Genomic DNA, 25,067 nt, shown 5'->3' with positions numbered 1-25,067 from the left:
CCCCGGCCGTACTTGAGGTGTACGTCGTGTCGGTCCTGGTCCTCGTCCTCGCCGTGAGCGCAGCGTGCTGTCTGGGCTCGGGCTTCGTGTTGCAGCAGAACGCGGCGCAGCATGCCCCGCTGAGCGACTTCATGTCGCCGCGGCTGCTGCTCGACCTGGTGCGGATGCCGCGCTGGCTGGCCGGGATAGGCCTGATGGTGGCGGGCATGGTGCTCAGCGCCCTCGCACTGGGCTGGGGCGAGGTCTCGCTGGTCGAGCCGCTGGTGGCGACCAACCTCTTCTTCGCGATGTGGCTGTCCAGACTCTGGACCCGCCAGCCGCTGGGCCGCCAGGGCTGGGCGGGCCTGGCCCTGCTCGCGGGCGGGGTGACGGCCTTCATCGTGGCGGGCCAGCCGCACGGCGGCGTCTCGGAGGCGGGCGCGCTGCGGCACTGGCTCATCGTGGGCCTGGTGGTCGGGATCGCGCTGCTCCTTGCGGGGCTCGCCAAGCACGACCGGCTCAGCGTGGCCGCGCCGGTCATGCTGGCCGTCGCCGCGGGCCTGCTGTACGGGCTCCAGGACGCGCTGACCCGGATCAGCGGCCAGCGCCTGTCGGGCGGCGGCTGGCCGGAGTTGATGACGAGCTGGCAGCCGTACGGGGTGATCGCCCTCGGGGTGACCGGTCTGGTCCTGGTGCAGAGCGCCTTCGAGACCGCGCCGCTGCGCATGTCGCTGCCCGCCCTGACGGCCGCCCAGCCGCTCGCGGGGATCGCCTGCGGCGTCGGCTTCCTCGGGGACCGGCTGCGTACCGACGCGGGCGCGCTCGCCTGGGAGGCGGCCGGGCTCGCGGCGATCGTGGCCGGGATCGTGCTGCTCGGGCTGCACCCGGCGATGCCGTCGGGCACCGCGCCGAGGGAAGAAGTCCGCGACCTCCAGCCGCACTGAGCGCCCCGGCGGCCGGCCGCGGGGGCGGTGGTTTCATGGCTCCATGAACCCGGCTGACGAAATCCTGGACATCGTCGACGCGAACGACACCGTGATCGGACAGGCCCGCCGCGCCGACGCCTACGCGCACCACCTCCGCCACCGCTGCGTGTTCATCCTGGCCCGGGACGCCGAGGGCCGGATCTTCGTGCACCGGCGCACCCCTGACAAGCTCGTCTTCCCCTCCCTGTACGACATGTTCGTCGGCGGGGTGGTCGGCGCGGGCGAGTCGTACGACGGCGCGGCGCTGCGCGAGGCCGAGGAGGAGCTCGGGGTGTCCGGGCTGCCGCGGCCCGTGCCGCTGTTCAAGTTCCTCTACGAGAACGGCGCCCAGAGCTGGTGGTCGTCCGTGTACGAGGTGCGCTGCGAGCTGCCGGTGAACCCGCAGGTGGCGGAGGTCGCCTGGCACGACTTCCTGCCGCTCGCCGAGCTGGAGCGTCGGATCGGGACGTGGGAGTGGGTGCCGGACGGGCTCGCGGCCTGGCAGCGGCTGCGTGCCTCGGGGATCGCCCTGTCCTGAAGGGCCGCCGGGTAGGGTGCGGGACGTGATCACGATCGGGCAGACCCTGCGGCTGTGGTTCGCGCCCCAGCGCATCGGCGAGGAGGGCGAGACCCCCGACTACCGGTTCTCGCTCGCCAACGAGCGCACCTTCCTGGCCTGGATCAGGACCTCGCTCGCGCTGGTCGGAGGCGGTTTCGCGGTCGACCAGTTCCTGCCCGGGCTGCGCTGGGGCGTGCGGGTGGCGCTCGCGCTGGCGCTGCTCGCCTCGGGCGTGCTGTGCGCGCTGCGGGCGGTGAACCACTGGGTGCGCTGCGAGCGGGCCATGCGGCGCGGCGAGGACCTGCCCGTGTCGCGGTTCCCCACACTGCTCGGTCTCGCCGTCGCGTTCGTCGCCGTCGTCATGGTGGTGGTCGTCGTCTTCGGCTGGGCGGGCTGATGCCCCAGCCCGTCCCCGCGCGCGACCCGGGGCTCCAGCCGGAGCGGACCCGGCTCGCCTGGCGGCGCACCACCCTGGCCTGCACGGTGGCCGCCGTGCTGGCCGCCAGACAGGCGCTGCACCGCGGGGGTTCACCGCTCTCCCTGGTCGCGGTGGCGCTCAGCGGCCTGGTGTGGCTCGGTTTCCTGGTCGTGGCGCACCGCCGCATCCAGGCTCTGAGCGGCGCCGCCCGCCCGCGGGTCCTCGGGGTGGGTACCGCGGTCGGCGCGGCCGCCTGCGCGGTGGCGCTGGCCTGTTTCGCCGTGGCCGTACTCTTCTGACCCCCGCCTCCGGCACGCCACATTCGCCGTCCCATTCGCTGTCCGCCCTGGACGGCATACCGACTGGTCGGTAGCGTGGCTCCGGACAGGATGACCGACCCCCGTTCCGGAGGTGCCGACCATGAGCACAGTCCCCCCGCCAGGCCTCGACCCGGAGCGGCTGCGGGCCCATCTGGACCGCGCGCGTCCGGGCCTCGTGAGCGGACCGCTCAGCGCCCGGCTGATCGAGGGGGGCCGGTCGAACCTGACGTATGTCGTCACCGACGGGACCGGCCGGTGGGTCGTGCGGCGGCCGCCGCTGGGCCATGTGCTCGCCACCGCGCACGACATGCAGCGCGAGCACCGGGTCATCAGCGCCCTGCACCCGACGGCCGTCCCGGTGCCCGAGCCGGTGCTGCTCTGCGAGGACGAGTCGGTGCTCGGCTCGCCGTTCTACGTCATGGAGTACGTCGTCGGCACGCCGTACCGCACCGCGCGGCAGCTCGCCCCGCTCGGCCCCGAGCGGACCCGGGCGGCCGTGCTCGCCCTCGTCGACACGCTCGTCGAGCTGCACGCCGTGGACCCCGCCTCGGTCGGCCTCGGCGACTTCGGGCGGCCCGAGGGCTTCCTCGACCGCCAGCTGCGCCGCTGGGGCAAGCAGCTCGACGCCTCCCGCAACCGCGACCTGGTCGGCATCGACGAGCTGCACGCGGCCCTGGGCCGGGAGCTGCCCACCTCCCCCCCGCCCACCGTCGTGCACGGCGACTACCGCCTCGACAACGTCCTGATCGGCGACGACGACCGGATCAAGGCGGTCCTCGACTGGGAGATGTCCACGCTGGGCGACCCGTTGACCGACCTCGGCCTGCTCGTGATGTACAGCGCGAAGCTGGAGGTCCCCGACTCGCCGGTCTCCACCACGGCCGGCGCCGCCGGCCACCCCGACCCCGCCGAGCTGATCGAGCGCTATGCGTCCCGCTCCGGCCGCGACACCTCGGCCATCGCCTGGTACACGGCGTTCGCCTGGTTCAAGCTCGCCGTGATCCTCGAAGGCATCCACTACCGCTACACCCTCGGCCAGACCGTGGGCGCCGGCTTCGACCGCATCGGCGAGCTGGTCCCCGTCTTCATCGAGCACGGCCTCACCACCCTCCAGGAAGGCTGAACACCCGCCATGGACTTCGCATTCGACGCCCGCACCCAAGAGCTGCGGACCACACTCATGGCCTTCATGGACGGGCACGTCCACCCCGCCGAGGCCGTCGCCGAGGAGCAGCGCGCCTTGCTCGCCTCGCCGTGGGACACCCCGCGGGTGGTCGAGGACCTCAAGGCCGAGGCGCGCAGGCAGGGCCTGTGGAACCTGTTCCTGCCCGACGCGGAGTACGGCGCGGGGCTCACCAACCTCCAGTACGCCCCGCTGGCCGAAATCACTGGCCGCTCCCCGCACCTGGCGCCCACCGCCCTCAACTGCGCGGCCCCGGACACCGGGAACATGGAGGTGCTGACCCAGTTCGGCTCGGACGAGCAGAAGAAGCGGTGGCTCGAACCGCTGCTGGCCGGGGAGATCCGCTCCGCGTTCGCGATGACCGAGCCCGAGGTCGCCTCCTCGGACGCCACCAACATCGAGACCCGCATCGAACGGGACGGCGACGACTACGTCATCACCGGGCGCAAGTGGTACATCTCCGGCGCCATGAACCCGGACTGCGCGATCTTCATCGTGATGGGCAAGACCGATCCCGCGGGCGCGGACGTCCGCCGCCAGCAGTCGATGGTGCTGGTCCCGCGCGACACCCCGGGCGTGGAGATCCGCCGCGCCATGCGGGTGTACGGCTACGAGGACCACTACCACGGGGGCCACGCCGAGGTCGTCTTCCACGGCGCCCGGGTGCCCGCGAGCAACCTGATCGGCGAGGAGGGCGGCGGCTTCGCCATCGCCCAGGCCCGGCTCGGGCCCGGCCGGATCCACCACTGCATGCGGCTGATCGGCATGGCCGAGCGGGCGATCGAGCTGATGTGCCGCCGGGCGGTGTCCCGTACGGCGTTCGGCAGGCCCATCGCCCAGCAGGGCGTGGTCCAGGAGTGGATCGCGGACTCCCGGGTCGCGGTCGAGCAGCTCCGGCTGCTCGTCCTGAAGACCGCCTGGCTGATGGACACGGTGGGCAACCGCGGGGCGCACACCGAGATCCAGGCCATCAAGATCGCCACGCCGCGCACGGTCGTCGACATCATCGACCGCGCCGTCCAGCTGCACGGGGCGGGCGGCGTCAGCCAGGACTTCCCGCTGGCCGAACTGTGGGCCGCGGCACGCACGTTGAGGCTCGCGGATGGACCCGACGAGGTCCACCAGCGCTCACTGGCGCGCCGCGAGCTGAAGAAGTACCTGTAGCGATCGGCCGGTTCAGGGCCGCAGGGCACGCAGCAGCAGGTCGGCGAGGTGGTCGGCGACCTGCTGCTGGGTGAGCGGCCCGTCCGGGCGGTACCAGGTGGACAGGTGGTGGACCGAGCCGAAGTGGTAGTCCACCACCAGGTCGGCCGGGGTCGCGGTGGAGAACACCCCGGCGGCCTGGCCCTCCTCGACCAGCGCGCGGAAGCGCTCGTGGTAGCGGCGGCGCTCGGCGCGGACCTGCTTGTTCTTCTCCGGGCTCAGATGGTGCATCGAGCGGAAGAAGATCGCCGCGTCGTCGAGGTTGTCGATGGTGGTCACCACCACGTCGGCGGCCGCCTCGCGCAGCCGCCGCTCGATCGGCTCGTCCGCGCCGGCGAAGGCGTCGAGCCGCTCCTGCTGGAGGCGCAGCACACGGGCGTACACCTCCTGGAGGAGGTCCTCCTTGGAGCCGAAGTAGTGGTAGAGCGCGCCCTTGGTGACGCCCGCCGCCTCGACGATCTCCTGCACGGAGGTGCGGTCGTAGCCGTTCTCCGCGAAGAGCCGGGTGGCGGCGGCGAGCAGCCGCTGGGGGACGGGGGTGGTGCCGCTCGTCTCCGTCGCCTTGGCCATCGCCGCCACCTTTCTCTCGTACGTGCGCGAAGGGCCGGGCCCCTCGGTGTGTGCTGGTCGTGCCGTGTACATCGTGCCTGGTGGTCGCTACGCCCGGGTGCGCAGTTCCCGCCTGAGGATCTTCCCACTCGTGGTCTTGGGAAGCTCCGCCAGGATCTCCACCTCGCGCGGGTACTTGTAGGCGGCGAGGCGTTCCTCGCAGTACGCGGCGAGTTCGGCGGGGCCGGCCTCGGCGCCCGGGCGCAGGCTGACGTACGCCTTCACGCTCTCGCCCCGGTAGGCGTCGGGGATGCCCACGACGGCCGCCTCGCGGACCGCCGGGTGGGTGTACAGGACGTCCTCGACCTCGCGCGGCCAGACCTTGAACCCGGACGCGTTGATCATGTCCTTCATGCGGTCGACCACGTAGAGCCAGCCGTCGCGGTCCATGAAGCCGATGTCCCCGGTGCGCAGTTCGCCGCCGGGGAACGTCTCGGCGGTGGCCTCGGGCCTGCGCCAGTAGCCGGGCACGACCTGGGGCCCGGACACCACGATCTCGCCCTGCTCACCGAAGGGCACCTCGTTGCCTTCGAGGTCGACGATCCGGACGACCGTCTCGGGGCCGGGCACGCCGACGGAGAGGGTGCCGGAGACCGGATCGACGGGCGCCTCCTTCTCGGGCGGCACCGAGGCGCAGGGCGCGGTGCACTCGGTCAGTCCGTAGCCGTTGCGGATGTACGGTCCGAAGCCCTCGCGGAACTTCTCGACGAGCGCGGGCGGCAGCGGGGCGCCGCCCGAGGAGATCACCTGGAAGGAGGCGAAGTGCTCCCGGGTGACGCCGGGGGTGGCCGCGAGCGCCATGAAGGCCGTCGAGGGGCCGACCGTGTAGGCGGGGCGGTACTCGGCGAAGGCGTCCAGGACGACGCCCGGGTGGAAGCGGTAGGCCAGGACCAGGGTGCCCGCGTTGGCCACGCAGGCGGCGAGTTCGCAGACCATGCCGGTGATGTGGAAGAGCGGCGCGAGCGCGAAGTAGCCCGAGCCCTCGGCTATGGGATGTCCGGTGCGCTGCCTCTCCGCGTTGTAGGTGATGCCGCGATGGGTGTTCATCGCGCCCTTGGGGGTTCCGCTGGTGCCGGAGGTGAAACTGATCAACGCCGTGTCCTGGGCGGAGAGTTCCCGGTCCGCGGGCGCGCTCAGGCCCTGCCGGGCGACGGCGATCAGGTCGTCGGTGTCGGCGGGCCGGGGCAGCCGCTCGAAGCCGAGGACCCGGTCGTCGTTCCTCGTCTGGAGGTCCAGTTCGCACGCGGTGAGCGCGACGCGGACCGGCGAGTCCGCCGCGGTGTCGCGCAGATAGCCCTCCCAGGCGCGGTCGGAGCAGATCAGCGCGGCGGCCTCGGAGTCCTTCAGCACGTGCGCGACCTCGCCCGACTTGTACATCGGGTTGAGCGGCACCACCGTGGCTCCGGCCTTCCACGCGCCGAGCAGGGCGATCACGAAGTGCGGGGTGTTCTGGAGCATGAGGGCGACCCGGTCGCCGCGGACCACGCCCCGGGCGGCGAGATGACCGGCCACGGAGTCGGACAGCGCATTGGTCTCGGCATAGCTGAGACGGCCGTCGAAGTAGGCGAGCGCGGTGCGTCCGGGCGCGCGGGCGACGGCGGCGCGGAAGGAGTGCAGCACCGTCTCGGGCGGGTCGACGGCCGCCCGCTGCGCCTCGCTGAGCTGGGAGAGCCAGGGCCTGGCCGCGTAGATTGAGGTCATCCGGCGTTCGTCTCCCACTTCTGCTGGAGGTGGTTCATGCTGGTCAGCCAGCGGTCCGGGGTGGCCGCGCGGGCGGTGTAGTAGTCGGCGACCTCGGGGTGGGGCAGCACCAGGAAGCGGTCGTCGGCCATCGCGGCGAAGAGGGCCGCGGCGACCTCGTCCGGCTCGATCGCGGTGGGCCTGAGCACCAGGTCACCGGCCGAGCCCGTGGCCGCCAGCATGTCGGTGCGCACCCCCTGCGGGCAGATGGCGTGGACTTGGATGCCGCGGTGCCGGTAGGTCAGCGACAGCCATTCCGCGAAGGCGAGGGCGCCGTGCTTGGTGACGCTGTACGGGGCCGCACCGATCATCGTGAGCAGACCGGCGGCCGAGACGGTGGAGACGAAGCGTCCGCTGCCGCGCTCCAGCCAGTCGGGCAGCAGCTCGCGGGCGGCCCTCACGTGGGCCATCACGTTGACGTCCCAGGCCGCGGCCCACACGTCCTCGGGGGCGGACTCCGAACCGCCCGATCCCAGGCCCGCGTTGGCGCAGTAGATGTCGATGGTCCCGCCCAGCGCCTCGCGGGCCGCGGCGACGACGGTGGACGCGTCGCCCGGCACGGCGATCGCGCCGATCTCCTCGGCGGTCTTGCGGGCCTTGTCCGCGTCCAGGTCGTTGACGACCACGCGGGCGCCCTCCGCCGCGAATCTGCGGGCGAGCGCGGCGCCTATGCCGCCGCCCGCGCCGGTGACCACCACCGCGGTGTCCTGGACCTGTCCCGTGCTCATGCCGACCCGCCTCTCTGTTCTGCCGAACCCCCACAGACTAACCAGTCGGTATGTCCTGGGGAAGGCCCCAGCCCCCCAGGGCTGCCCCGGCCGCGCCTCCCTCCGGGGAGCCCCTCGCGGTTCCCCGCGGCCCTGGCGGTGCGCCCGCCTCTCCGTCCGCGGACCGTGCGCGGCTGCCCGCGCAGTTCCCCGCGCCCCTGGCGGGATTCGGTGACCGCGCGGCTTCCTGGTGATGCCCGTGCTGGGTCGGGGCATATCTTCAGCCCGTCCGGCGATTGAGGACGAGCGCCGTTCAGGCGCGAACGGGGTCTGGGGCGGAGCCCCAGGGGTTCTGGCACCCCGGAGGGCACGCGGCGCAGCCGAGGCGCCTCGTTCCGCTGGGCTTCCGTGCCCGCTAGCGTGCGTGCCCGGGGACCGCCCGTACGACACCCGGAGGTGGACGGATGAGCCTGTCACGACGGAGCCTGCTCGCGGGCACGGCGGCGGCCGGAGCCCTGACGGCCGCGGCCCCGGCCCGCGCCGAGGAGGACCACCACCCCCACCCCCTCCGCACCGGCTTCGCCCGCCTGGCCGCCGACGGCTACGCGACCCTGGCCGGAGAGAAGGTGGGCGTGGTCACCAACCCGACCGGCGTCACCCAGGACGTACGGCACATCGTGGACGTCATGCACGCCGACCACCGGGTGCGCCTCGTCGCCGTCTTCGGCCCGGAGCACGGCTTCCGCGGCACCGCCCAGGCGGGCGGCTCCGAGGGCCGCTACGACGACCCGGCGACCGGGCTCCCGGTGTACGACACGTACACGAAGAGCGGCCGGGCCCTCGCGGACGTCTTCACCGCCTCGGGTGTGGACACGGTGGTCTTCGACATCCAGGACGTCGGCGCGCGCTTCTACACCTACATCTGGACGCTCTACGACTGCATGGAGGCGGCGGCCCTCGCGGGCAAGCGGTTCGTCGTCCTGGACCGACCCAACCCGGTGACCGGGCGGGCCGCGTACGGCCCGGTCCTCGACCCCGCGTTCGCGACGTTCGTGGGACGCGAGCCCATCGCGCAGGCGCACGGCATGACCGCGGCCGAACTCGCCCGGCTCTTCGACGCCGAGTTCCTCGGCGGGAAGGTGCGGCCGACGACCGTCGGGATGTCCGGCTGGCGGCGATCGGCGTTCTTCGACACCACGGGTCTGCCGTGGGTGCCGCCGAGCCCCAACATGCCCACGCCGGACACCGCGCTGGTCTACTCCGGCACCTGCCTCTTCGAGGGTACGAACCTGTCCGAGGGGCGGGGCACGACCCGGCCGTTCGAACTGCTCGGCGCGGAGGGGATCGACGGCCGGTGGGCGGCGGCGCTCGACGCGCTCGCCCTGCCCGGCGTCCGGTTCCGCGAGGCGTACTTCGCCCCGACGTTCTCCAAGTTCGCGGGGAAGACCGTCGGCGGGGTCCAACTGCACGTCCACGACCGGGAGTCCTACGACCCGGTGCGCACCGGGATCGCCCTCCTGGTGACAGCGAAGCGGGTGTGGAGCGGCTTCGCCTGGCGCGCCGACCACTGGATCGACCACCTCACCGGCTCGGCCCTGGTGCGCACGATGATCGACGCGGGCGCCGGGCCGGACGAGATCGTGGCCGCCTGGCAGCCGGGGCTCGCGGCGTTCAGGGACGTACGCCGGAAGTACCTGATGTACCGCTGAGCCGGACCGCGCGCACCCGGACCTCGCCCCGTCCCGCATATGGCCGGTTCCCCGCTCCGGCGGGACGATGGGGGACGCTCATCGTCGAGCGGACCGGAGGTCGGGCCATGACAACGGACATCGGAGTCGAGCCGTACTGGGAGATCACCTTCGACGCGGACGGCGACCCGAACCCCGCCGAGCGCACCGCGCTCAGTGGTGTGGACGCCACGGATCTGGTCCTGTTCTGCCACGGCTGGAACAACACCCCGTCGGCGGCCAGGAGTCTGTACCAGGCCTTCTTCGCGGCGTTCCCCTCGCTGCTCGCCGACGCGCCCCAGGTCCGGCTCGGCTACGGCGGCATCATCTGGCCGTCGATCCGCTTCACCGACGAGACCATCCCCGACTATCCCCACACGGCGCTCCCCTGCGGCCCCGGGCTCGACGACGCGACCGTGTCGGCGCTCAAGGGGTTCTTCCCCGGACAGGACGCGACCGTCGACCGCATCGCCTCCTACCTCGCCCAACAGCCGGACTCCGAGGACGCGTTCAACGACTTCGGGCGCCTGACCCGGCAGCTGGTGACGGCGTCGGGGAGCGGATCCGTCGGCGACCTCGCGGTGGAGGACGACCCCGGTGCCTCCCCCGCGATCCTGACGGACGACACCCTGGACCTGTGCCAGAGGTTCACCGCCGCGCTGGCCGAGACCGGCATGGCCGTGCAGCCGGGGCCGCCCGCGCCCTCGTTCTCGATCGGCGGCTCCCTCAAGCACCTCTGGGACGGCGCGAAGGAGGTGCTGCGCCAGACAACCTACTACGAGATGAAGCACCGGGCGGGCACGGTGGGCCAGCGCGGCCTCGGTCCACTGCTCGGTCAACTCGCCACGCAGCGACCGGAGTTGCGGGTTCATCTGGTGGGACACAGCCAGGGTGCCCGGGTCGTCGCGTTCGCCCTGAGGGGGCTGCCGGAGGGCGCGCGCAACGTGAAGTCGGTGACGCTGCTCGAAGGGGCCTTCTCGCACTACGCCTTCGCGGAGCGGCTGCCGGACGGCCTGGCGGGGGCGGGTGCGCTCAGCGACGCGCAGGCCCGGGTCGACGGTCCGGTGGTCTCCTGCTACTCGCACTTCGACACCGCGCTCGGCATCATCTACCCGCTGGCCTCCGCGCTGTCCGGGGACTACGCGAGCGAGCTGCCCGGACTCGACCGGCGGTGGTGGGCGATCGGCCACGACGGCATCCAGGCCGTCAGCCCCTGCACCACGCTCACGCTGGCCGAGGCGCTGCGCGACGGGGTGCCCGACTCGGGCTGCGTCAGCGTCGACGCGGCCGCGGTGGTGAAGGACGGCGGACCGCCCGCCGGCGCGCACAGCGACATCTGCCACAGCGAGCTGGCCCGGGTGGTGCTGGCCGCGGGCCGGGTCATCAGGACCTGACCCGCGGTCGTATCCGTCCTAGCGGTGACTGGGGAACTCGACGACCTGCTGATAGGTCGGCCGGTTCTGCCAGTTGACCGCGGACTGGGTGATGCCGCCGAGCGGGCGCTGCACGATGCTGTCGGCGCACCACTGGTCACCGGCCTGGCAGCCGGCGTCCCCGGGGTAGACCTGTGCCGGGGTCTTGGCGGCGGCCTGCTTGAGCGTGCCGAGCAGGCTGTCGCGGCAGGCGTCGAGCTTTCCGTCGCCGCAGTAGGCGCGGGCGAGCGGGCCCTGTACCGGCTCGCCGAGGACCGTCCGCAGGTCCTTGTCGGCGTAGCTCCACCAGCCGTACTGGAAGGCGGACCCGGCGTGCGAGCCGGTCGGGCCGTGCCCGGCCGAGGGCGCTTCGTCGATGCCGAGGTTGGCGGTCAGGGCGTTGTAGAGCGGGTCACCTAGGCCGGGCCGGAATTCTGCCTCGACCAGCAGCGGCCACCAGGCGTCCATGAGGCGCACCGCTTCGGGGTGGGTGTAGGTGTGCGAGCCCTGCGAGGTCTCGCGGCGCTGGCTGCCGTCCGCCTGCCAGGACTCCAACTGCTCTACGGCGGTGGCCAGTTGCGGGTCGGTGACGGGCGCGCTGCGCAGCACCTTGAGGAGCTCGGGGAGCACGTCCTCGCCGCGCAGGTCGGTGACGGCGGCCTGCGCCATGGCGCGGGTGAGCGAGGAGCGGGTGACCCGGCCCTGGGCGACCAGGGCCTTCACCCGGCCGTCGAGGAGGTTGGCGCGGTGCACGGAGCCGTCGCCGAATCCGGCCGTGGAGTAGTCCTTGGCCTGCTTGTTGTTCCAGGACACGTAGTAGTCCTGGCCGACCGACTGGGGGTGCTGGGCGGGCGGGGTGTAGGCCGCCGTGTTGGCCGCGGGGTCGAAGCCCTGCCACTCGTAGGCCTGTTCCGCCTTGACGGGGAGGGAGGGATCGACGTCCGGGTCGCGGACCGGGTTCAGGCCGCTGTTGTAGTAGGCGGCGGTACGGGAGTCCGCGTAGAACCAGTTGAAGGTGTAGTCGACATGCTGGGCCGCCTGCTGGAAGGTCGCGGCATCCTTCACGTAGGACGGGTCGTTCATCATCTGGAAGCCGATGATCGAGTCGGCGTCGTGCCGGTAGGTGGAGCGCAGTGAGGTGTACGCGACGGCCCTGCCGCCGACGGTGGCGCGGGCGGTGACGATGCCGTAGTTGGTGCGCCACACCTGCATGCGGTAGGACCCGGCCGCGGTGGTGTCGGCGACGGTCGGCTTCCAGGAGTTGGTCTTCTCCAGCTTCTCCATCGGGGTGCACACGCCCCGGTAGAGGTAGTGGGTCGCGTCCTGGCACAACTCCACGGCGTAGGTGTCGGTGATGTCCTGGCCCGCGGAGGTGGCCGACCAGGCGTAGTCCTGGCCGCGGCCGAGCTGGACGTACATGCCCACCCCGGCGAAGGAGGCGCCCCGGGCGCTGATGCCGGGGCCCTGGATCTCCTGGAGCATGAGCAGCTGCGGCGCGAAGTAGCCGGTCTGGGGGCCGAACACCGCCACGGGGTTGCCGCTCGCGGTGTGCGAGCCGGACACCACGAGGGCGTTGGACATGCCGCGCGGCTTGCCGAGATCGATGCCGGGCAGCGCGCCGCTGTCGTACCTGCCCTTCAGCGGCGCGAGCTTCGGGGGCACCGACACGTCGGCCTTCGCGTTCGTGTTCGCCGAGCCGGTGCGGTCGTAGACGAGCTGTTCGGGCACGACCGAGCCGGGGTCGGGCAGCGCGGCGCCCTGGGGATTCGCGGGCTTGCCCGCGTACGGGAAGCTGGTGCCGTCGTGCACGGTGAGCACGGCCTCGGGGTCGTTGCGCTCGCGGAAGGACTCCCAGACCTTGGTGCCCTCGGCGACGCCGTACTTGGCCTGGGCGGCCTGGAGCGAGAGCGCGGCCTGCACCTCGCCGCCCCCGCCACCGCCGAAGAGCCCGCCCACCACGGAGGCGAGCGCGATCAGGTCGGTGAGCTTGAAGGGCTGGATCTCCCCCACGTTGGTGATGGCGTCGATCTTGCCGGTCAGGACGTACTCGCCGGGGAAGTAGCGGCCGTCCTTGGCCTGCTTGGCATAGGCGTTGATGCCGTCGACGTAGGCCTGGGCGTCGGCCATGGCCTGTTCGCCGCGGGCGCCGTTGGCCGTGCGGATGCGGTCGACCTGCGCCTGGAGGTCGGCCTCGGTGTACGGGGCCTGCGGCCAGAACTCCTGTTCCAGGCCCTGGTTGGCGAGGGCGCCGCCCGCGAAGGAGGTGAGCTCGCCACGTCCGATGTGCCGGAAGAGGTCCATCAGCCAGAGCCGGTCCTGCCCGGCCGCGTACCCGGCGCCGTACTCGGTGCCGTAGCGGGTGCTGCCCTTGATGTGCGGCACGCCGGTCGCCTTGTCGCGGGTGATGGTGACGTCGGGGCGGGGCGAGGTCGTCGACTCCGCCTGACCGTCGGGCACGCCGAAGGAGGCGTCGTTGAAGAAGGAGTTGAGCTTGTCGTCGGTGAGCGAGGCCTGGCCCGCCACCAGGGCGTCGTACTTGCCGAGTTCGTCGTCGCTGTGCGCGGGGTGGGTCCCGAACATCTTGTTGCCGAGGATCTCGACGAGGGTGGCGTTGCCGTTCGCGCCGGGCGGCAGGATGTCGGAGCACTGCCCCTGGCAGTGGTCTCCGTCCGCGGGCTCGGCGGCGCCGGCCGGGACGGCGGGGCCGAGCAGGGCCGCGGAAAGGGCGATCACGGTGGCGGCGCAGGCGGCGGCTCTGCGGCGGCCGATGCCCGTCACGCGTCGAAGTCTGCTGGTGGTGGCGGAGGTTGTGAGCCTTGCGGTGCGTCGTCGCATGCGCGCTCCTAGTGGGGGCCGATGCGCGGGAGGCTACTGGGGGGTACGCCCTGCCGTAAGGTGAACAGCCGTCACCTTCTCCGAATCCCCACACACCCGCCCGGCCTGCTCCGCGATCACGGCGGAACGCCACCGGCAGCTGTGCCCTTTCGGCCTCCGTCGGCACGCGTATTCCTTCCGGCCTTCGCAGGGTTATGTGGGGCGGGCGAATACGGATCGTGAGGCTGCGCCCCAAGTGGCCATGGGGGCCATACCGGTTGAAGGGATTCCGGATGAGCCCGACGCGCCTCTCCCCTGCTGCCCCGGGCACGCTCCCTGACCTGGCCGTCACGGGTCACTTCGGCCGTTCCAGCAGGTCGGCGGGGTGACCGGGCCATACGCGCCACGTTCTGAGGAGTTCATGAGAATCGGATTCCAACGGTTGGGACAGGGTAGGCGAATCCCCCGTAATGGACGCCATCGGAAATTCGATGGAGCCGGATCGCCTTCCGGTACGTCCATTCCTCGACGCCGAAGTACGAGCGACGGAGGTGGCAGACCCATGGCTGGATTCCGCAGTCTGGCGAGACAGGTGCGCGACCCGAGGAACGATCTCGCGTTGCGGCGCTATTCGCTGCGCAAGTGTCTGGAGAGGTTCGCCCCGTACGGGCATCGGGCGACCTGGGACCACCTGTGCGGCAGGCACCGCATCGGGCCCGAGGACCGGGCCCCCGATCCGGGGCGGCTGGTGGCCGCACTGGAGGAGCTGGAGGCGGCCAGGGCCGTCTGGCTCGCCTATGAAGTGGAGTTCGCGGCGCGCCGCAAGCGTGAGAAGCACGCGGGGCTGCGCCGCCCGGGCTCCTTCGACGACTGGCACCGGCGCACCTGGGGCGGTTTCGGGGTGGCGTGGTGCGACGATCCCCGTACGCATCCCACCGAGCCGCTGGCCGAGGTGCTCCGCCGCATGATCGCGGCGCTGCGGGCCGCACCCGGCACGGTGTGCCCGGTGTGCGGGGGAAGCCGGCTGGTGTGGAACCAGGATCTGTCCCACGAGCCGTGGTTCGGGCCGGTCTGCTCGGGCTGCGGGATTCTGGTGCCGCGGCCGGTGCTGACCTCCGAGGCACTGACGCGGGCCAAGGCGGCGGCACGGCGCGGAGAACTGGCATCGGTGGCGTGAGCGGCGCGGGGGCGAGCCGACTCTCCCCCGCGTTGTCGGTGGCCCTCGCGCAGGCATCCGTCCCCTGGGTGTCAGTGGGCTCTGGCACCATCGACGCATGATCCAGGTCTGCCTGAACGGTGTACGAAGTGCTCAGGACGGCGCGGCGGTACCGCTGTCCCCGGCCGCCCTCGCCCGGTCCGCGGCAGCGGCCGTGGCCGCGGGTGCGGCGGAGGTCCATGTCCACCCCAAGACCCCCTGCGGAAGCGACTCGCTCTCAGCGCGCGTGGTGGGCCCGGCCCTTGAGGCGATACGGGCCGCGGTGTCGGTGCCGGTCGGGGTGACCACGGGCGCCTGGGCCGAGCCCGATCCGGCGCGCCGCGCGGAGCACGTAAGGTCCTGGACGGTGCTGCCCGACTACGCCTCGGTCAACTGGCACGAGGAGGGCGCCGACGAGGTGGCGGCCGCCCTGTTGGGGCGGGGCGTGGGCATCGAGGCGGGCATCTGGTCCGGCACCCCCGCCGTCGGCCGCTTCCTCGCGTCCCCTTACGCGCCCCGGGTGTTGCGCGTCCTCGCCGAGGTGATGGGCGCACCCGCCGAGGCCGCCGAGCCGGCCGCCCGCGCCCTCCTCACCGAGCTGGGCACCGCGCACGGCAGGCCCGTGCTCCTGCACAGCCAGGACGAGGGCACCTGGCCCGTGCTGCGCCTGGCGCGCCGGCTGGGGCTCGACACCCGCATAGGCCTGGAGGACGTGCTGGTGCTGCCGGACGGCGAACGCGCCGCGTCCAACGCCCAGTTGGTGAAGGCGGCGCTGGGTAGCGCGTAGGCGCGGCAGGGCCGCTCAGGCCTTGCGCTCGGCGAGCAGCCGGGATCCGGTCAGGCTGTTGCCGAAGACGTCGTCGGGGTTGGACAGGACGCAGTTGTCCAGGGACAGGCAGCCGCAGCCGATGCAGTCCGAGAGGTGGTCGCGCAGCCTGCCCAACTGGGCGATGCGGCGGTCGAGTTCGGCACGCCAGTTCTCCGACAGCCGGGCCCAGTCCTCCTTGGTGGGCGTGCGCTCCTCGGGCAGCTCCGCGAGGGCGTCCCGGATCGTGGCCAGCGGGATGCCGACGCGCTGGGCGGCCCGTACGAAGGCCACGCGGCGCAGGGTGTCCCGGCTGTAGCGGCGCTGGTTGCCCGAGGTCCGGCGACTGGTGATCAGGCCCTTGGACTCGTAGAAGTGCAGGGCGGACACGGCGGCCCCGCTGCGCGCGGACAGCTGCCCGACCGTGAGCTCGTGGATCTTCTCTGGAATCTGCGGCACTCCTCGAACCCTAGTGCGCCTGCTCCGCGCCGTCGTCCGGCCCCCGTCGGGCCGTCCGCTCCCCGCCCGTACGTCGTTGACAGGACCGGCGGCCCGAACCATGCTGAGCTAGCTGAGCAAGCGCTTGGACAGGTGCTTGCGGATGAGCTTTTCCAGGACGGCGAGAGCGTCGCGAGAGGCAGGGACCAAGGACATGGCAGAGCCGAGGATCTTCACGTCCGCCGAGGAGCTGAAGGCCGGGGTGGGCGAGCAGCTCGGGCACAGCGACTGGCTGGAGATCGACCAGAAGCGGATCGACCTGTTCGCCGACGCCACCGGCGACCACCAGTGGATCCACGTCGACCCCGAGCGGGCGGCGGCCGGACCCTTCGGGACGACCATCGCGCACGGCTACCTCACCCTGTCGCTGCTGCCGACCCTGGTGCCGCAGGTCCTGCGGGTCGAGGGCATGAAGATGGGCATCAACTACGGCACCGACAAGGTCCGCTTCCCCTCCCCCGTGCCGGTCGGCTCGCGGCTGCGCGCGACCGCCGTGCTCACGGACGTCGTGGAGGCGGGCGGCGGCGTGCAGGTCACCGCGAAGGTCACCGTGGAGCGCGAGGGCGGCGAGAAGCCGGTGTGCGTGGCGGAGTCGGTCTCGCGCTACTTCTTCTGAGCGCGCCCCGGTCTCCTCCGCACGCTCCCGGCCCCGCCTCCGCGGCGCGGCCGGGTCCGCTACTTCTGGACCCCCACCATGCGCAGCACGAGGTCGGCGTAGAGCGCGCCGACCTCGTCGGGCGTGCGGCGGCCCTCGGTGTTGAACCAGCGGGCCACGTCGATGCAGAGCGAGAGCACGGCGAGCGTGGTGCCCGGCACGTCGGGCACGTCGAACTCGCCCGCCGCCACACCGTCGTTCAGGATGCGGCGCACCGCGGCATCGCTGCGCCTGCGCAGTTCCACGATCTCGGTGCGGTGCTCCGCACCGAGCGCGTCGAGTTCGTACTGGACGACGCGGGCCGTCATGTGGTGCCCCGCGTGCCAGCGGACGAAGGAGCGCACCGCGGCGGAGAGCCGCTCGGCGGCGCTCCCCTCGCCGTCGGCCGCGGACTGGAGGATCTCCAGGGCCTTGTCGTGGCCGATCCGGCTGATCCGGTGGAGCAGCTCTTCCTTGGTCTTGTAGTGGATGTAGAGCGCGGCCGGGCTCATACCGGCCCGGCCCGCGATGTCCCGGGTCGTGGTGGCGTGGTAGCCGCGCTCGGCGAAGGCCTCGACGGCGGCGACGAGCAGCCTCCTGGCGGCCTCGGGCGTGACCTCGCCCCACGGCTTCTCCTCGCCGCCGGCCGTCTCCTCGGTCACGTCAGCCATGCCCATCGCTCGCCCCTCTCGTCCGTCAGCGTCCGCGTTCAGGTGGACGAACACCATACCCCGAGGGTGAGCAAGCGCTTAGAGCTTCTGGAACGGGTCGTGTTCGGCGAGGAGCTTTTCCAGTCGGGCCTGGTCGACGCGGCTGACGATCTGCCCGGCCTCCTGGCGGTCCCGGACCACCTTGGCCAGCGTGAAGGCGGAGGTGACGAGGTAGAGGACCGCGATGCCGAGGAAGGCGCGGACCCAGGCGTCCGCCTGGAGGCGGAGGATGCCGATGGCGGTGGCGACGAGCGCGACCGCGAAGGCGGCGACGGCCTGTCCGTAGTAGGCCGCGGTGTTCTGCTGCTTGACCGGTGTCTCACTCATGACGGACAGCATGGAGCGGATGTGGCGCGTGCCACATCCGCTCTCGTACTCAGGGCGTACTCAGCCGCCCGCCGGGGTCAGAACGCCGAAACCCCGGTCTCCGCACGGCCGATGATGAGCTTCTGGATCTGACTGGTGCCCTCGTAGAGGGTCATCACGCGGGCGTCGCGCAGCAGCTTCCCGACCGGGTACTCGTCGATGTAGCCGTAGCCGCCGAAGACCTGGAGGGCGTTGTTGGCCGAGCGCACCGCGGCCTCGGAGGCGAACAGCTTGGCCTTGGACGCGGCGGTCGCGAACTCCTGACCCCGGTCGATGAGATCGGCCACCCGCCAGGTCAGCAGCCGGGCCGCGTCCACGTCCACCGAGATGTCGCTGATCAGCTCCTGGACGAGCTGGTAGTGGGCGATCGGCTTGCCGAACTGCTCGCGCTCACCGGCGTAGCGGACGGCCGCGTCGAGGGCGGCCTGCGCGATGCCCACGCAGCCGGCCGCGACCGACATCCGCCCCTTGGCGAGCGCCGACATGGCTATGGAGAAGCCCTTGCCCTCGGGGCCGAGCAGCGCGCCCGCCGGGACCCGCACGTCGTCGAGCACGAGCTCGGCGGTCGCCTGGCCCCGCAGGCCGAGCTTGCCGTGGATGGTGCGGCGGGTCAGCCCCGGGGTGTCGGTGGGGACGAGGAACGCCGAGACGCCCCGGTGGCCCGGGGTGTCGTTGGTGCGGGCGAAGAGCAGCACCACATCGGCCCAGGTGCCGTTGGTGATGAACATCTTGGCGCCGTTGATCACCCAGTCCCCCGAGGCGCCGTCCCGGACGGCCCGCGTGGAGAGGTTGCCGGCGTCCGAGCCCGTGCCCGGCTCGGTGAGGCCGAAGCAGCCGAGGGCGTCGCCGGAGGTGAGCCGGGGCAGCCAGGCTCGCTTCTGCTCCTCGTCACCCCAGGACGCGATCGTCTTGGTGACCAGGCCGAGGGAGACCGACACGATGCCGCGGACCGAGGAGTCGCCGCGGCCGAGCTCCTCGGTGACCAGGCAGTAGGCGAGGTGGTCACCGCCGGAGCCGCCGTACTCCTCGTCGATGGTGAGGCCGAGGAAGCCGAGCGAACCCAGCTTCTTGACGATCGACCTGTCGACGTTCTCGGAGCGGTCCCACTCGACGACATGCGGGGTGATCTCGCGGCCGACGAACTCCTCGGCGAGCTGCCGGACGGCCGCCTGCTCCTCGCTCAGCTCCAGGTTCATGTTCCCTGCACCCCAGATTTAATTACCACTGCTAGTTTTTGGTTGGCAGGCCCTACTATGTGCCGCATGGCCCGACCGCGCAAGCCCCTCCTGAGCACCGACCGCATCGTCGCGGCGGCGAGCGCGCTCGTGGACGCGGAGGGCCTCGCCGCGGTGTCGACCCGGCGCCTCGCGGCCGAGCTGGGGGTCAGCGGGCCCTCGCTGTACAACCACTTCCGCACCAAGGACGAGATCCTGGAGGCCGTCGCCGACGCCACCTCGGCGCAGGTCGACCTGTCGATGTTCGACGCGGACGACGACCGCGACTGGCGTACGTCGCTGCACGACTGGGCCCGCGCCTACCGCGCGGTCCTCACCCGCCACCCCAACATCGTCCCGGTCCTCGCCCAGGGCCCGGGACGGCGCCCGGCCGGTCTGCGGCTCGCGGACGCGGTGTTCGGCGCGATGGTGGCGGCGGGGTGGCCCCCCGCGCAGGCGACCCGCATCGGCGCGCTGATGCGGTACTTCATCATGGGCTCGGCGCTCGGCTCCTTCGCGCGCGGCTTCGTGGACGACGAGAGCGCCTACGACCCGGCCGACTATCCGCACCTGGGCCAGGCCCACCTCCTCGCCGAGCGGCAGGAACGGATCGACGAGGGCGCCTTCGAGACCGGGCTCCAGGCCCTGCTCGACGGGCTCGCGATCCAGTACGGCGCGCTGGGCGACCAGGCCGCCCCCGAGTTGGCGGACCCCGCTCGATAATTCGGCCGGATCCGGGCCTCCGGGCGCCTACTGTCCTCGCATGACCCTGACGAACTTCTCGCCCGAGCGCCGTTCCGCCCGGCTCGCCCTCGCCGCCGCGGCGGTCTCCGTCGTGCTGTGGGCCTCGGCCTTCGTGGCGATCCGCAGCGCGGGCGACGCCTACTCCCCCGGCGCCCTCGCCCTCGGCCGCCTGCTCTCCGGGGCGCTCGTGCTCGGCCTCCTGCTGCTGATACGCCGCGAAGGACTGCCGCCGAGGGCCGCCTGGCCGGGCATCGTGGCCTCCGGCGTGCTGTGGTTCGCCTGCTACATGGTCGTCCTCAACTGGGGCGAGCGGCAGGTCGACGCGGGCACCGCCGCGATGATCGTGAACGTCGGCCCCATCCTCATGGCGCTGCTCGCCTCCCGCTTCCTCGGCGAGGCGCTGCCGCCGCGCCTGATCGCGGGCATGGCCGTCTCGTTCGCGGGCGCGGTCGCGGTGGGGCTCTCGATGTCGGGCGACGGGCACGCCTCGGTGCTCGGCGTGCTGCTGTGCCTGGCCGCCGCGGCCACCTACGCGGCGGGAGTCGTCCTGCAGAAGCCCGCGCTGCGGCACGGCAGCCCGCTCCAAGTCACCTTCTTCAGCTGCCTGGTGGGAGCGCTGGCCTGCCTGCCGTTCAGCGGCCGGCTGATCTCGGACGCCTCGCACGCGCCCGCCTCCGCGACCCTGAACATGGTGTACCTGGGCGTGTTCCCGACCGCCCTCGCCTTCACGACCTGGGCCTACGCGCTGGCCCGCACCTCGGCGAGCCGCATGGGCGCCACGACCTACGTGGTGCCCGCCCTGGTGGTGCTGATGTCCTGGGCGGTGCTCGACGAGGTCCCGGCGGCGCTCACGCTGCTCGGCGGCGCCATCTGCCTGGCGGGCGTGGCGGTTTCGCGGTCCCGGCCGCGGCGGAGCTCCCCGGGCGGGGTCACCGTGGCGGCCGGGCCCGCCGCCGGGGCCGTGCCCCCCGCCCCCGAGGACGCGGGCGAGCCGAGCCCCGGGGAGCGGATCGGCTGAGCCCACTCCGGCTAGAACACCACCAGAGCCCGGCCGCCCTTGCCCGCGAGCATGGTGTCGAAGGCGGCCGGGATGCCGTCCAGGGCGATGCGCTCGGACACCATCGAGCCGAGGTCGAGACGCCCGGCCCGGATGTGCCCGGCAAGGACCGGAAGGTCGGCCGCCGGGTCGGAGTTTCCGTACACGCAGCCCGCAAGCGTGCGGCCCCAGTGGAAGATCTCCAGCGCGTTGAAGGTCACTTGCTGGTCCTTGCCGCCGATGCCGACGACCGTGGTGCGCCCGCCGCGCCGGGTCGACTCCCAGGCGGTACGGATGGTCACGGCGCGCCCCACGCACTCGACGGCCACGTCGGTGCCCTGACCGCCGGTGAGCCTCCGGATGTCCTTGGCCGTCGTCTCGGACGCGACGACGAAGTCGGTCGCGCCCGCGGCGCGGGCCAGTTCCTCCTTGGCGGGGGACACGTCGACGGCGATGATCCGCGCGGCGCCCGCGATCCGGGCCGACTGGAGGGTGGCAAGGCCCACCCCACCCGCGCCGAAGACCGCGACCGTCTCGCCCGCACGCACCCGCGCCGAGTGGTGGATCGCCCCGTACCCCGTCAGGACCGCGCAGCCGAGCAGTGCGGCCTCGATGAGCGGCACGCCGTCGGGGAGCGGGATCAGGCAGTTCTCCGCGACGACGGTCTCCTCCGCGAACGCGGCCACGTTGAGCCCCGGGTGGAGCTCTGCGCCGTCGGCGGTGCGCGCGTACACCGAGGCCGCGCCGTTCAGCGCGTTGACGCACAGCCACACCTCGCCGAGCGAGCAGGGGTGGCAACTCCCGCAGGACGGCGCCCAGTTGAGGACGACCTCGGCGCCGGGGGCGACCGAGGTGACCCCCTCGCCGACCGAGACGACGGTCCCCGCGCCCTCGTGGCCGAGCACGGCGGGCACCGGGACCCGCATGGTGCCGTTGGTGAGCGAGAGGTCGGAGTGGCAGACCCCGGCGGCGGCCAGGCGGACCCGCACCTGGCCGGGTCCCGGCTCGGGGAGGTCGATGTCGGTGATCTCCAGCGGAGAGCCGACGGCGGTCAGTACGGCGGCGCGAACCATGACGGGCGTTACTCCTGAGCGGTGGGAAGGGGAGGCGGACGGTCTCAGAACTGGAGCGACTTGGTCTGGAGGTATTCGGCCAGACCGTGGACGCCGAGCTCGCGCCCGACGCCCGACTGCTTATAACCGCCGAACGGGGCGAGGGGGTTGAAGCGTCCGCCGTTGATGTCGACCTGGCCGGTGTCCATGCGGCGCGCGAAGGCCACGGCCTCCGCCTCGTCGCCCGCCCAGACCCCGCCCGCCAGGCCGTACACGGTGCCGTTGGCGATCCGCAGCGCGTCGTCCTCGTCCACGTACTTGATGATCGAGACGACCGGGCCGAAGATCTCCTCCTGGGCGATGGTCATCTCGGGGGTGACGTCCGCGAAGACGGTCGGCGAGACGTAGTAGCCCTGCTCCAGAGGCGCTTCGGCGCCGCCCGCGACGATGCGCGCGCCTTCCTGGACGCCCTTCTCGATGTAGCCGCGCACGCGCGCCAGTTGCTTGGCGTTGACCAGCGGGCCGATCCGGTCGCCGACGGTGTACTTGGCGGCGGCGGCCGAGGCCAGCTCGACGGCCTCGTCGTACTGGTCGGCGTGCACCAGCATCCGCGTCCACGCGCTGCACGTCTGGCCGGAGTTGCCCATCACGTTGGCGACGCCCACGTTGACGGCCTTCGCGAGGTCGGCGGAGGGCAGGATGACATTGGCGGACTTGCCGCCGAGCTCCAGGGCGACGCGCTTGACGGCGCCGCCCGCCGTCGCGCCGATCTGCCGGCCGACGGCGGTCGAGCCGGTGAACGAGACCAGGTCGACCCCCTCGTGCCCGGCGAGCGCCTGGCCGGCGACCGGGCCAAGGCCCGTGACCAGGTTGAACACCCCGGCGGGCAGGCCGGTTTCGTGCACCGCCTCGGCGAAGAGCTGCGCGGTCAGGGGCGTGTCCTCCGCGGGCTTCAGGACGACCGTGCAGCCCGCCGCCAGGGCAGGTGCCACCTTGTTGACGATCTGGTGCAGCGGATAGTTCCAGGGCGTGATCGCGCCGACGACCCCGACCGGCTCCTGGTAGACGGTGGAGTTCCCGATCCGCTCCTCGAAGGCGTACGAGGCGGCCAGCTCGGCGTACGAACCGGCGACCGCGATCGGCAGGCCCGTGTGCACGGCCTGCGCGAAGGACGGCGGCGCGCCCAGCTCGGCGCTGATGGTCTCGGCGATCTCGTCCTTGCGCGCGACCAGGTAATCCCGCAGCGCCGCGAGCCGGGCCGCGCGCTCGGCGGGCGCGGTCGCCGCCCAGGCCGGGAGGGCCGCGCGGGCGGCGCGTACCGCGGCGTCGACGTCCTCGGCCGTGCCCGCCGGGACGTGCCCGATGACCTGTTCGTCGGCCGGGTTCACCACCGCGATGGTGTCGCCGCCCGCGGCGGCCCGCCAAGCGCCGCCGATGTACATGCCGTCGTGGGCCTTCATCGCAATCCTCCCGAGCGGAGCCAGTGTCGTCCGCCGCCTAAACTAGCGCCGTTAGTTTTTGGGCGCCAGGGGCGGCCCGTGGAGCCGGGGACACCAGCCCCCGGTTCCGTACCGGCGCCATCCTCCTGGTCACCGCCCCGCCCCGCCAGGCACCCCCTTCGGCCACCGGCCGGGAGCGGAGGGGCGGGGCGGAGTGGGGCGGGGTCAGACGATGCCGAACAGGATGCCCGAGGCCAGGACCACCAGGCAGGTGAGCGCCGCCCACTTCACGGTGAACCGGGTATGGTCGCCGAACTCCACCTTGGCCATGCCCACCAGCACGTACACCGCGGGGACCAGCGGGCTGGACATGTGCAGCGCCTGCCCGGCCAGCGAGGCGCGGGCGATCTCCAGCGGGGAGACGCCGTGCGCGGCACCGGCCTCGGCGAGGACGGGCAGCACGCCGAAGTAGAAGCCGTCGTTCGACATGAAGTAGGTGAGCGGCAGGCTGAGCAGACCGGTGACCAGACCCATCTGCGAGCCCATGCTGTCCGGCACCACGCCGACGAGCCAGTCCGCCATGTGCCTGACCATGCCGGTGCCGTTGAGGACGCCCGTGAAGACGGCGGCGGCGAAGACCATGCCGGAGACGTTGACGACGTTGTCGGCGTGGGCGGCGATCCGGGCCTTCTGGTCCGCGACGCGCGGGAAGTTCACGGTCAGCGCGAGGGCCGCGCCGATCAGGAAGAGCACCGGGATCGGCAGCCACTCCATGATCATGGAGGTGAGCAGCGCGACGGTGAGCAGCGCGTTGAACCAGTAGAGGCCGGGCCGCAGGGTCTCGCGCGCGGCGTCGAGCCCCTGGAAGTCGTCGTCCTCCGGTGCGCCCGCACCGGCAGCCGCCCCCGCGCCGCCGCTCGCCGCGCGTGGAGCCTCGCCGGAGCCCCCGGCGCCGACCAGGACGGTCTCCGGCTCCGGCGCCAGGACCGCGTCGAGGGAGAGGTGACCGACGCGCTTGCGCTCGCGCAGGCCGAGCACGTACGAGAGGACGAGGACCGCGACCAGGCCGACGGCCAACGCCGGGATCATCGGCACGAAGATGTCGGAGGCGTCCAGCTTGAGCGCGGTCGCGGCGCGGGCGGTGGGGCCGCCCCAGGGAAGCGTGTTCATCACGCCGTTGGCGGTGGCGGCGACGCCCGTCATCACGACGAGGCTCATGCCGAGCCGCTTGTACAGCGGGTACATCGCCGAGACGGTGATCATGAAGGTGGTGGAGCCGTCGCCGTCGAGCGAGACGACCGCGGCGAGCAGCGCGGTGCCCACCACCACCCGCATCGGGTCGGCCTTGCAGAAGCGCAGGATGCCCCGGACGATCGGGTCGAAGAGGCCGACGTCGATCATCACGCCGAAGTAGATGATCGCGAACATGAGCATCGCGGCGGTCGGCGCGAGCGAGCCGACGCCCTTGATGACGTAGTCGCCGAGATGGGCTCCCTTGCCGACGAAGACACAGAAGAGAGCGGGGATCAGAACCAGCGCCGCGATCGGCGACATCTTCTTCAGCATGATCAGGACCAGGAAGGTCGCGATCATGCCGAAGCCGAGGAGGGTCAGCATGGAGGACACCTAACGTTCACCCTTGAACTCCACCAGGGGGCTGGCGGTGCGGATGACGTTAAATCGCCGTTTCCATCCTCAACAAGACGTTGACACCTGAGCAATACGAGCAAAACTCCAG

24 protein-coding genes are annotated in these 25,067 nt (G+C 72.3%); 13 read left to right on the top strand and 11 right to left on the bottom strand.

Annotated elements, in window-relative coordinates; all coding sequences use genetic code 11:
* Positions 1-26 precede the first annotated feature (26 nt).
* From DT019_RS29990 to DT019_RS29965, 6 genes are all read left to right on the top strand, one after another.
* The gene (locus DT019_RS29990; protein ID WP_114040122.1) at positions 27-923 is read left to right on the top strand and encodes a DMT family transporter; all 897 of its coding nucleotides are present in this window, start codon (positions 27-29) and stop codon (positions 921-923) included.
* Between the two features lie 43 nt (positions 924-966).
* Positions 967-1,482: an NUDIX hydrolase gene (locus tag DT019_RS29985; RefSeq protein WP_114040087.1), complete on the top strand. Its 516-nt coding sequence runs from the start codon at positions 967-969 to the stop codon at positions 1,480-1,482.
* A 25-nt stretch (positions 1,483-1,507) separates the two neighbouring features.
* Complete coding sequence (locus DT019_RS29980) at positions 1,508-1,900, top strand: YidH family protein (protein ID WP_114040121.1); 393 nt, start codon at positions 1,508-1,510, stop codon at positions 1,898-1,900.
* Positions 1,900-2,220 carry a DUF202 domain-containing protein gene (locus DT019_RS29975; RefSeq protein WP_114040086.1) on the top strand — a complete coding sequence of 107 codons (321 nt, stop codon included), beginning with the start codon at positions 1,900-1,902 and terminating at the stop codon, positions 2,218-2,220. Before DT019_RS29980 ends, DT019_RS29975 begins: the two co-directional genes overlap by 1 nt.
* A 121-nt stretch (positions 2,221-2,341) precedes the next feature.
* A complete protein-coding gene (locus DT019_RS29970) occupies positions 2,342-3,364 on the top strand; it encodes a phosphotransferase family protein (RefSeq protein ID WP_114040085.1) in 1,023 nt (340 codons plus the stop codon).
* 9 nt (positions 3,365-3,373) lie between these two features.
* Positions 3,374-4,588 (top strand): acyl-CoA dehydrogenase family protein, encoded by a 1,215-nt coding sequence (locus tag DT019_RS29965; protein ID WP_114040084.1) that lies wholly within the window; start codon positions 3,374-3,376, stop codon positions 4,586-4,588.
* A 12-nt stretch (positions 4,589-4,600) separates the two neighbouring features.
* On the opposite strand, the gene DT019_RS29960 is transcribed toward DT019_RS29965, so the two are convergent.
* From DT019_RS29960 to DT019_RS29950, 3 genes are all read right to left on the bottom strand, one after another.
* The gene (locus DT019_RS29960; RefSeq protein ID WP_114040083.1) at positions 4,601-5,197 is read right to left on the bottom strand and encodes a TetR/AcrR family transcriptional regulator; all 597 of its coding nucleotides are present in this window, start codon (positions 5,195-5,197) and stop codon (positions 4,601-4,603) included.
* An 87-nt stretch (positions 5,198-5,284) separates the two neighbouring features.
* Entirely contained in the window at positions 5,285-6,937 is a 1,653-nt protein-coding gene (locus DT019_RS29955) for a class I adenylate-forming enzyme family protein (protein ID WP_114040082.1), read from the bottom strand.
* Positions 6,934-7,704: an SDR family oxidoreductase gene (locus tag DT019_RS29950; protein WP_114040081.1), complete on the bottom strand. Its 771-nt coding sequence runs from the start codon at positions 7,702-7,704 to the stop codon at positions 6,934-6,936. Before DT019_RS29950 ends, DT019_RS29955 begins: the two co-directional genes overlap by 4 nt.
* 443 nt (positions 7,705-8,147) lie before the next feature.
* On the opposite strand from DT019_RS29950, the gene DT019_RS29945 reads away from it, so the two are divergent.
* Entirely contained in the window at positions 8,148-9,392 is a 1,245-nt protein-coding gene (locus DT019_RS29945) for an exo-beta-N-acetylmuramidase NamZ domain-containing protein (protein ID WP_114040080.1), read from the top strand.
* Positions 9,393-9,499: 107 nt separating this feature from the next.
* Entirely contained in the window at positions 9,500-10,804 is a 1,305-nt protein-coding gene (locus DT019_RS29940) for a serine-threonine protein kinase (RefSeq protein WP_189390054.1), read from the top strand.
* Between the two features lie 18 nt (positions 10,805-10,822).
* Here the strand turns inward: DT019_RS29940 and DT019_RS29935 are convergent, their stop codons facing one another.
* Positions 10,823-13,657 (bottom strand): penicillin acylase family protein, encoded by a 2,835-nt coding sequence (locus tag DT019_RS29935; protein WP_114040079.1) that lies wholly within the window; start codon positions 13,655-13,657, stop codon positions 10,823-10,825.
* Between the two features lie 541 nt (positions 13,658-14,198).
* Between DT019_RS29935 and DT019_RS29930 the strand changes: the two genes are divergently transcribed.
* A complete protein-coding gene (locus tag DT019_RS29930) occupies positions 14,199-14,813 on the top strand; it encodes a hypothetical protein (RefSeq protein WP_114040078.1) in 615 nt (204 codons plus the stop codon).
* A 97-nt stretch (positions 14,814-14,910) separates the two neighbouring features.
* A complete protein-coding gene (locus tag DT019_RS29925; protein ID WP_114040077.1) occupies positions 14,911-15,618 on the top strand; it encodes a 3-keto-5-aminohexanoate cleavage protein in 708 nt (235 codons plus the stop codon).
* Between the two features lie 15 nt (positions 15,619-15,633).
* On the opposite strand, the gene soxR is transcribed toward DT019_RS29925, so the two are convergent.
* Positions 15,634-16,095 carry a redox-sensitive transcriptional activator SoxR gene (soxR, locus tag DT019_RS29920; RefSeq protein ID WP_114040076.1) on the bottom strand — a complete coding sequence of 154 codons (462 nt, stop codon included), beginning with the start codon at positions 16,093-16,095 and terminating at the stop codon, positions 15,634-15,636.
* A gap of 193 nt (positions 16,096-16,288) precedes the next feature.
* Here soxR and DT019_RS29915 point away from each other — a divergent pair, with 193 nt between their 5' ends.
* Positions 16,289-16,750, top strand: a complete 462-nt coding sequence (locus DT019_RS29915; protein WP_114040075.1) for a MaoC family dehydratase — start codon at positions 16,289-16,291, stop codon at positions 16,748-16,750.
* 59 nt (positions 16,751-16,809) lie between these two features.
* Here the strand turns inward: DT019_RS29915 and DT019_RS29910 are convergent, their stop codons facing one another.
* The 3 genes from DT019_RS29910 to DT019_RS29900 all read right to left on the bottom strand — a co-directional run bounded on the left by DT019_RS29910 (position 16,810) and on the right by DT019_RS29900 (position 19,040).
* On the bottom strand, positions 16,810-17,439 hold the full coding sequence (locus tag DT019_RS29910) for a TetR/AcrR family transcriptional regulator (RefSeq protein WP_388983111.1): 630 nt from the start codon (positions 17,437-17,439) through the stop codon (positions 16,810-16,812).
* Between the two features lie 78 nt (positions 17,440-17,517).
* On the bottom strand, positions 17,518-17,805 hold the full coding sequence (locus DT019_RS29905) for a YiaA/YiaB family inner membrane protein (protein WP_114040119.1): 288 nt from the start codon (positions 17,803-17,805) through the stop codon (positions 17,518-17,520).
* Positions 17,806-17,882: 77 nt separating this feature from the next.
* Positions 17,883-19,040: an acyl-CoA dehydrogenase family protein gene (locus tag DT019_RS29900; protein WP_114040073.1), complete on the bottom strand. Its 1,158-nt coding sequence runs from the start codon at positions 19,038-19,040 to the stop codon at positions 17,883-17,885.
* 57 nt (positions 19,041-19,097) lie between these two features.
* On the opposite strand from DT019_RS29900, the gene DT019_RS29895 reads away from it, so the two are divergent.
* Both DT019_RS29895 and DT019_RS29890 read left to right on the top strand, forming a co-directional pair.
* Complete coding sequence (locus DT019_RS29895; RefSeq protein WP_223279833.1) at positions 19,098-19,781, top strand: TetR/AcrR family transcriptional regulator; 684 nt, start codon at positions 19,098-19,100, stop codon at positions 19,779-19,781.
* A gap of 40 nt (positions 19,782-19,821) precedes the next feature.
* Entirely contained in the window at positions 19,822-20,820 is a 999-nt protein-coding gene (locus DT019_RS29890) for a DMT family transporter (protein ID WP_114040071.1), read from the top strand.
* Positions 20,821-20,831: 11 nt separating this feature from the next.
* Here the strand turns inward: DT019_RS29890 and DT019_RS29885 are convergent, their stop codons facing one another.
* The 3 genes from DT019_RS29885 to DT019_RS29875 all read right to left on the bottom strand — a co-directional run bounded on the left by DT019_RS29885 (position 20,832) and on the right by DT019_RS29875 (position 24,946).
* Positions 20,832-21,911 (bottom strand): Zn-dependent alcohol dehydrogenase, encoded by a 1,080-nt coding sequence (locus DT019_RS29885; RefSeq protein WP_114040070.1) that lies wholly within the window; start codon positions 21,909-21,911, stop codon positions 20,832-20,834.
* A 44-nt stretch (positions 21,912-21,955) separates the two neighbouring features.
* A complete protein-coding gene (locus DT019_RS29880) occupies positions 21,956-23,350 on the bottom strand; it encodes an aldehyde dehydrogenase family protein (RefSeq protein ID WP_114040069.1) in 1,395 nt (464 codons plus the stop codon).
* Positions 23,351-23,554: 204 nt separating this feature from the next.
* A complete protein-coding gene (locus tag DT019_RS29875) occupies positions 23,555-24,946 on the bottom strand; it encodes a CitMHS family transporter (RefSeq protein WP_114040068.1) in 1,392 nt (463 codons plus the stop codon).
* Positions 24,947-25,067: the final 121 nt, after the last annotated feature.

Source organism: Streptomyces sp. SDr-06, assembly GCF_003324565.1.
Classification (GTDB): Bacteria; Actinomycetota; Actinomycetes; order Streptomycetales; family Streptomycetaceae; genus Streptomyces.
This window is presented reverse-complemented; position numbering and strand designations above follow the sequence as displayed.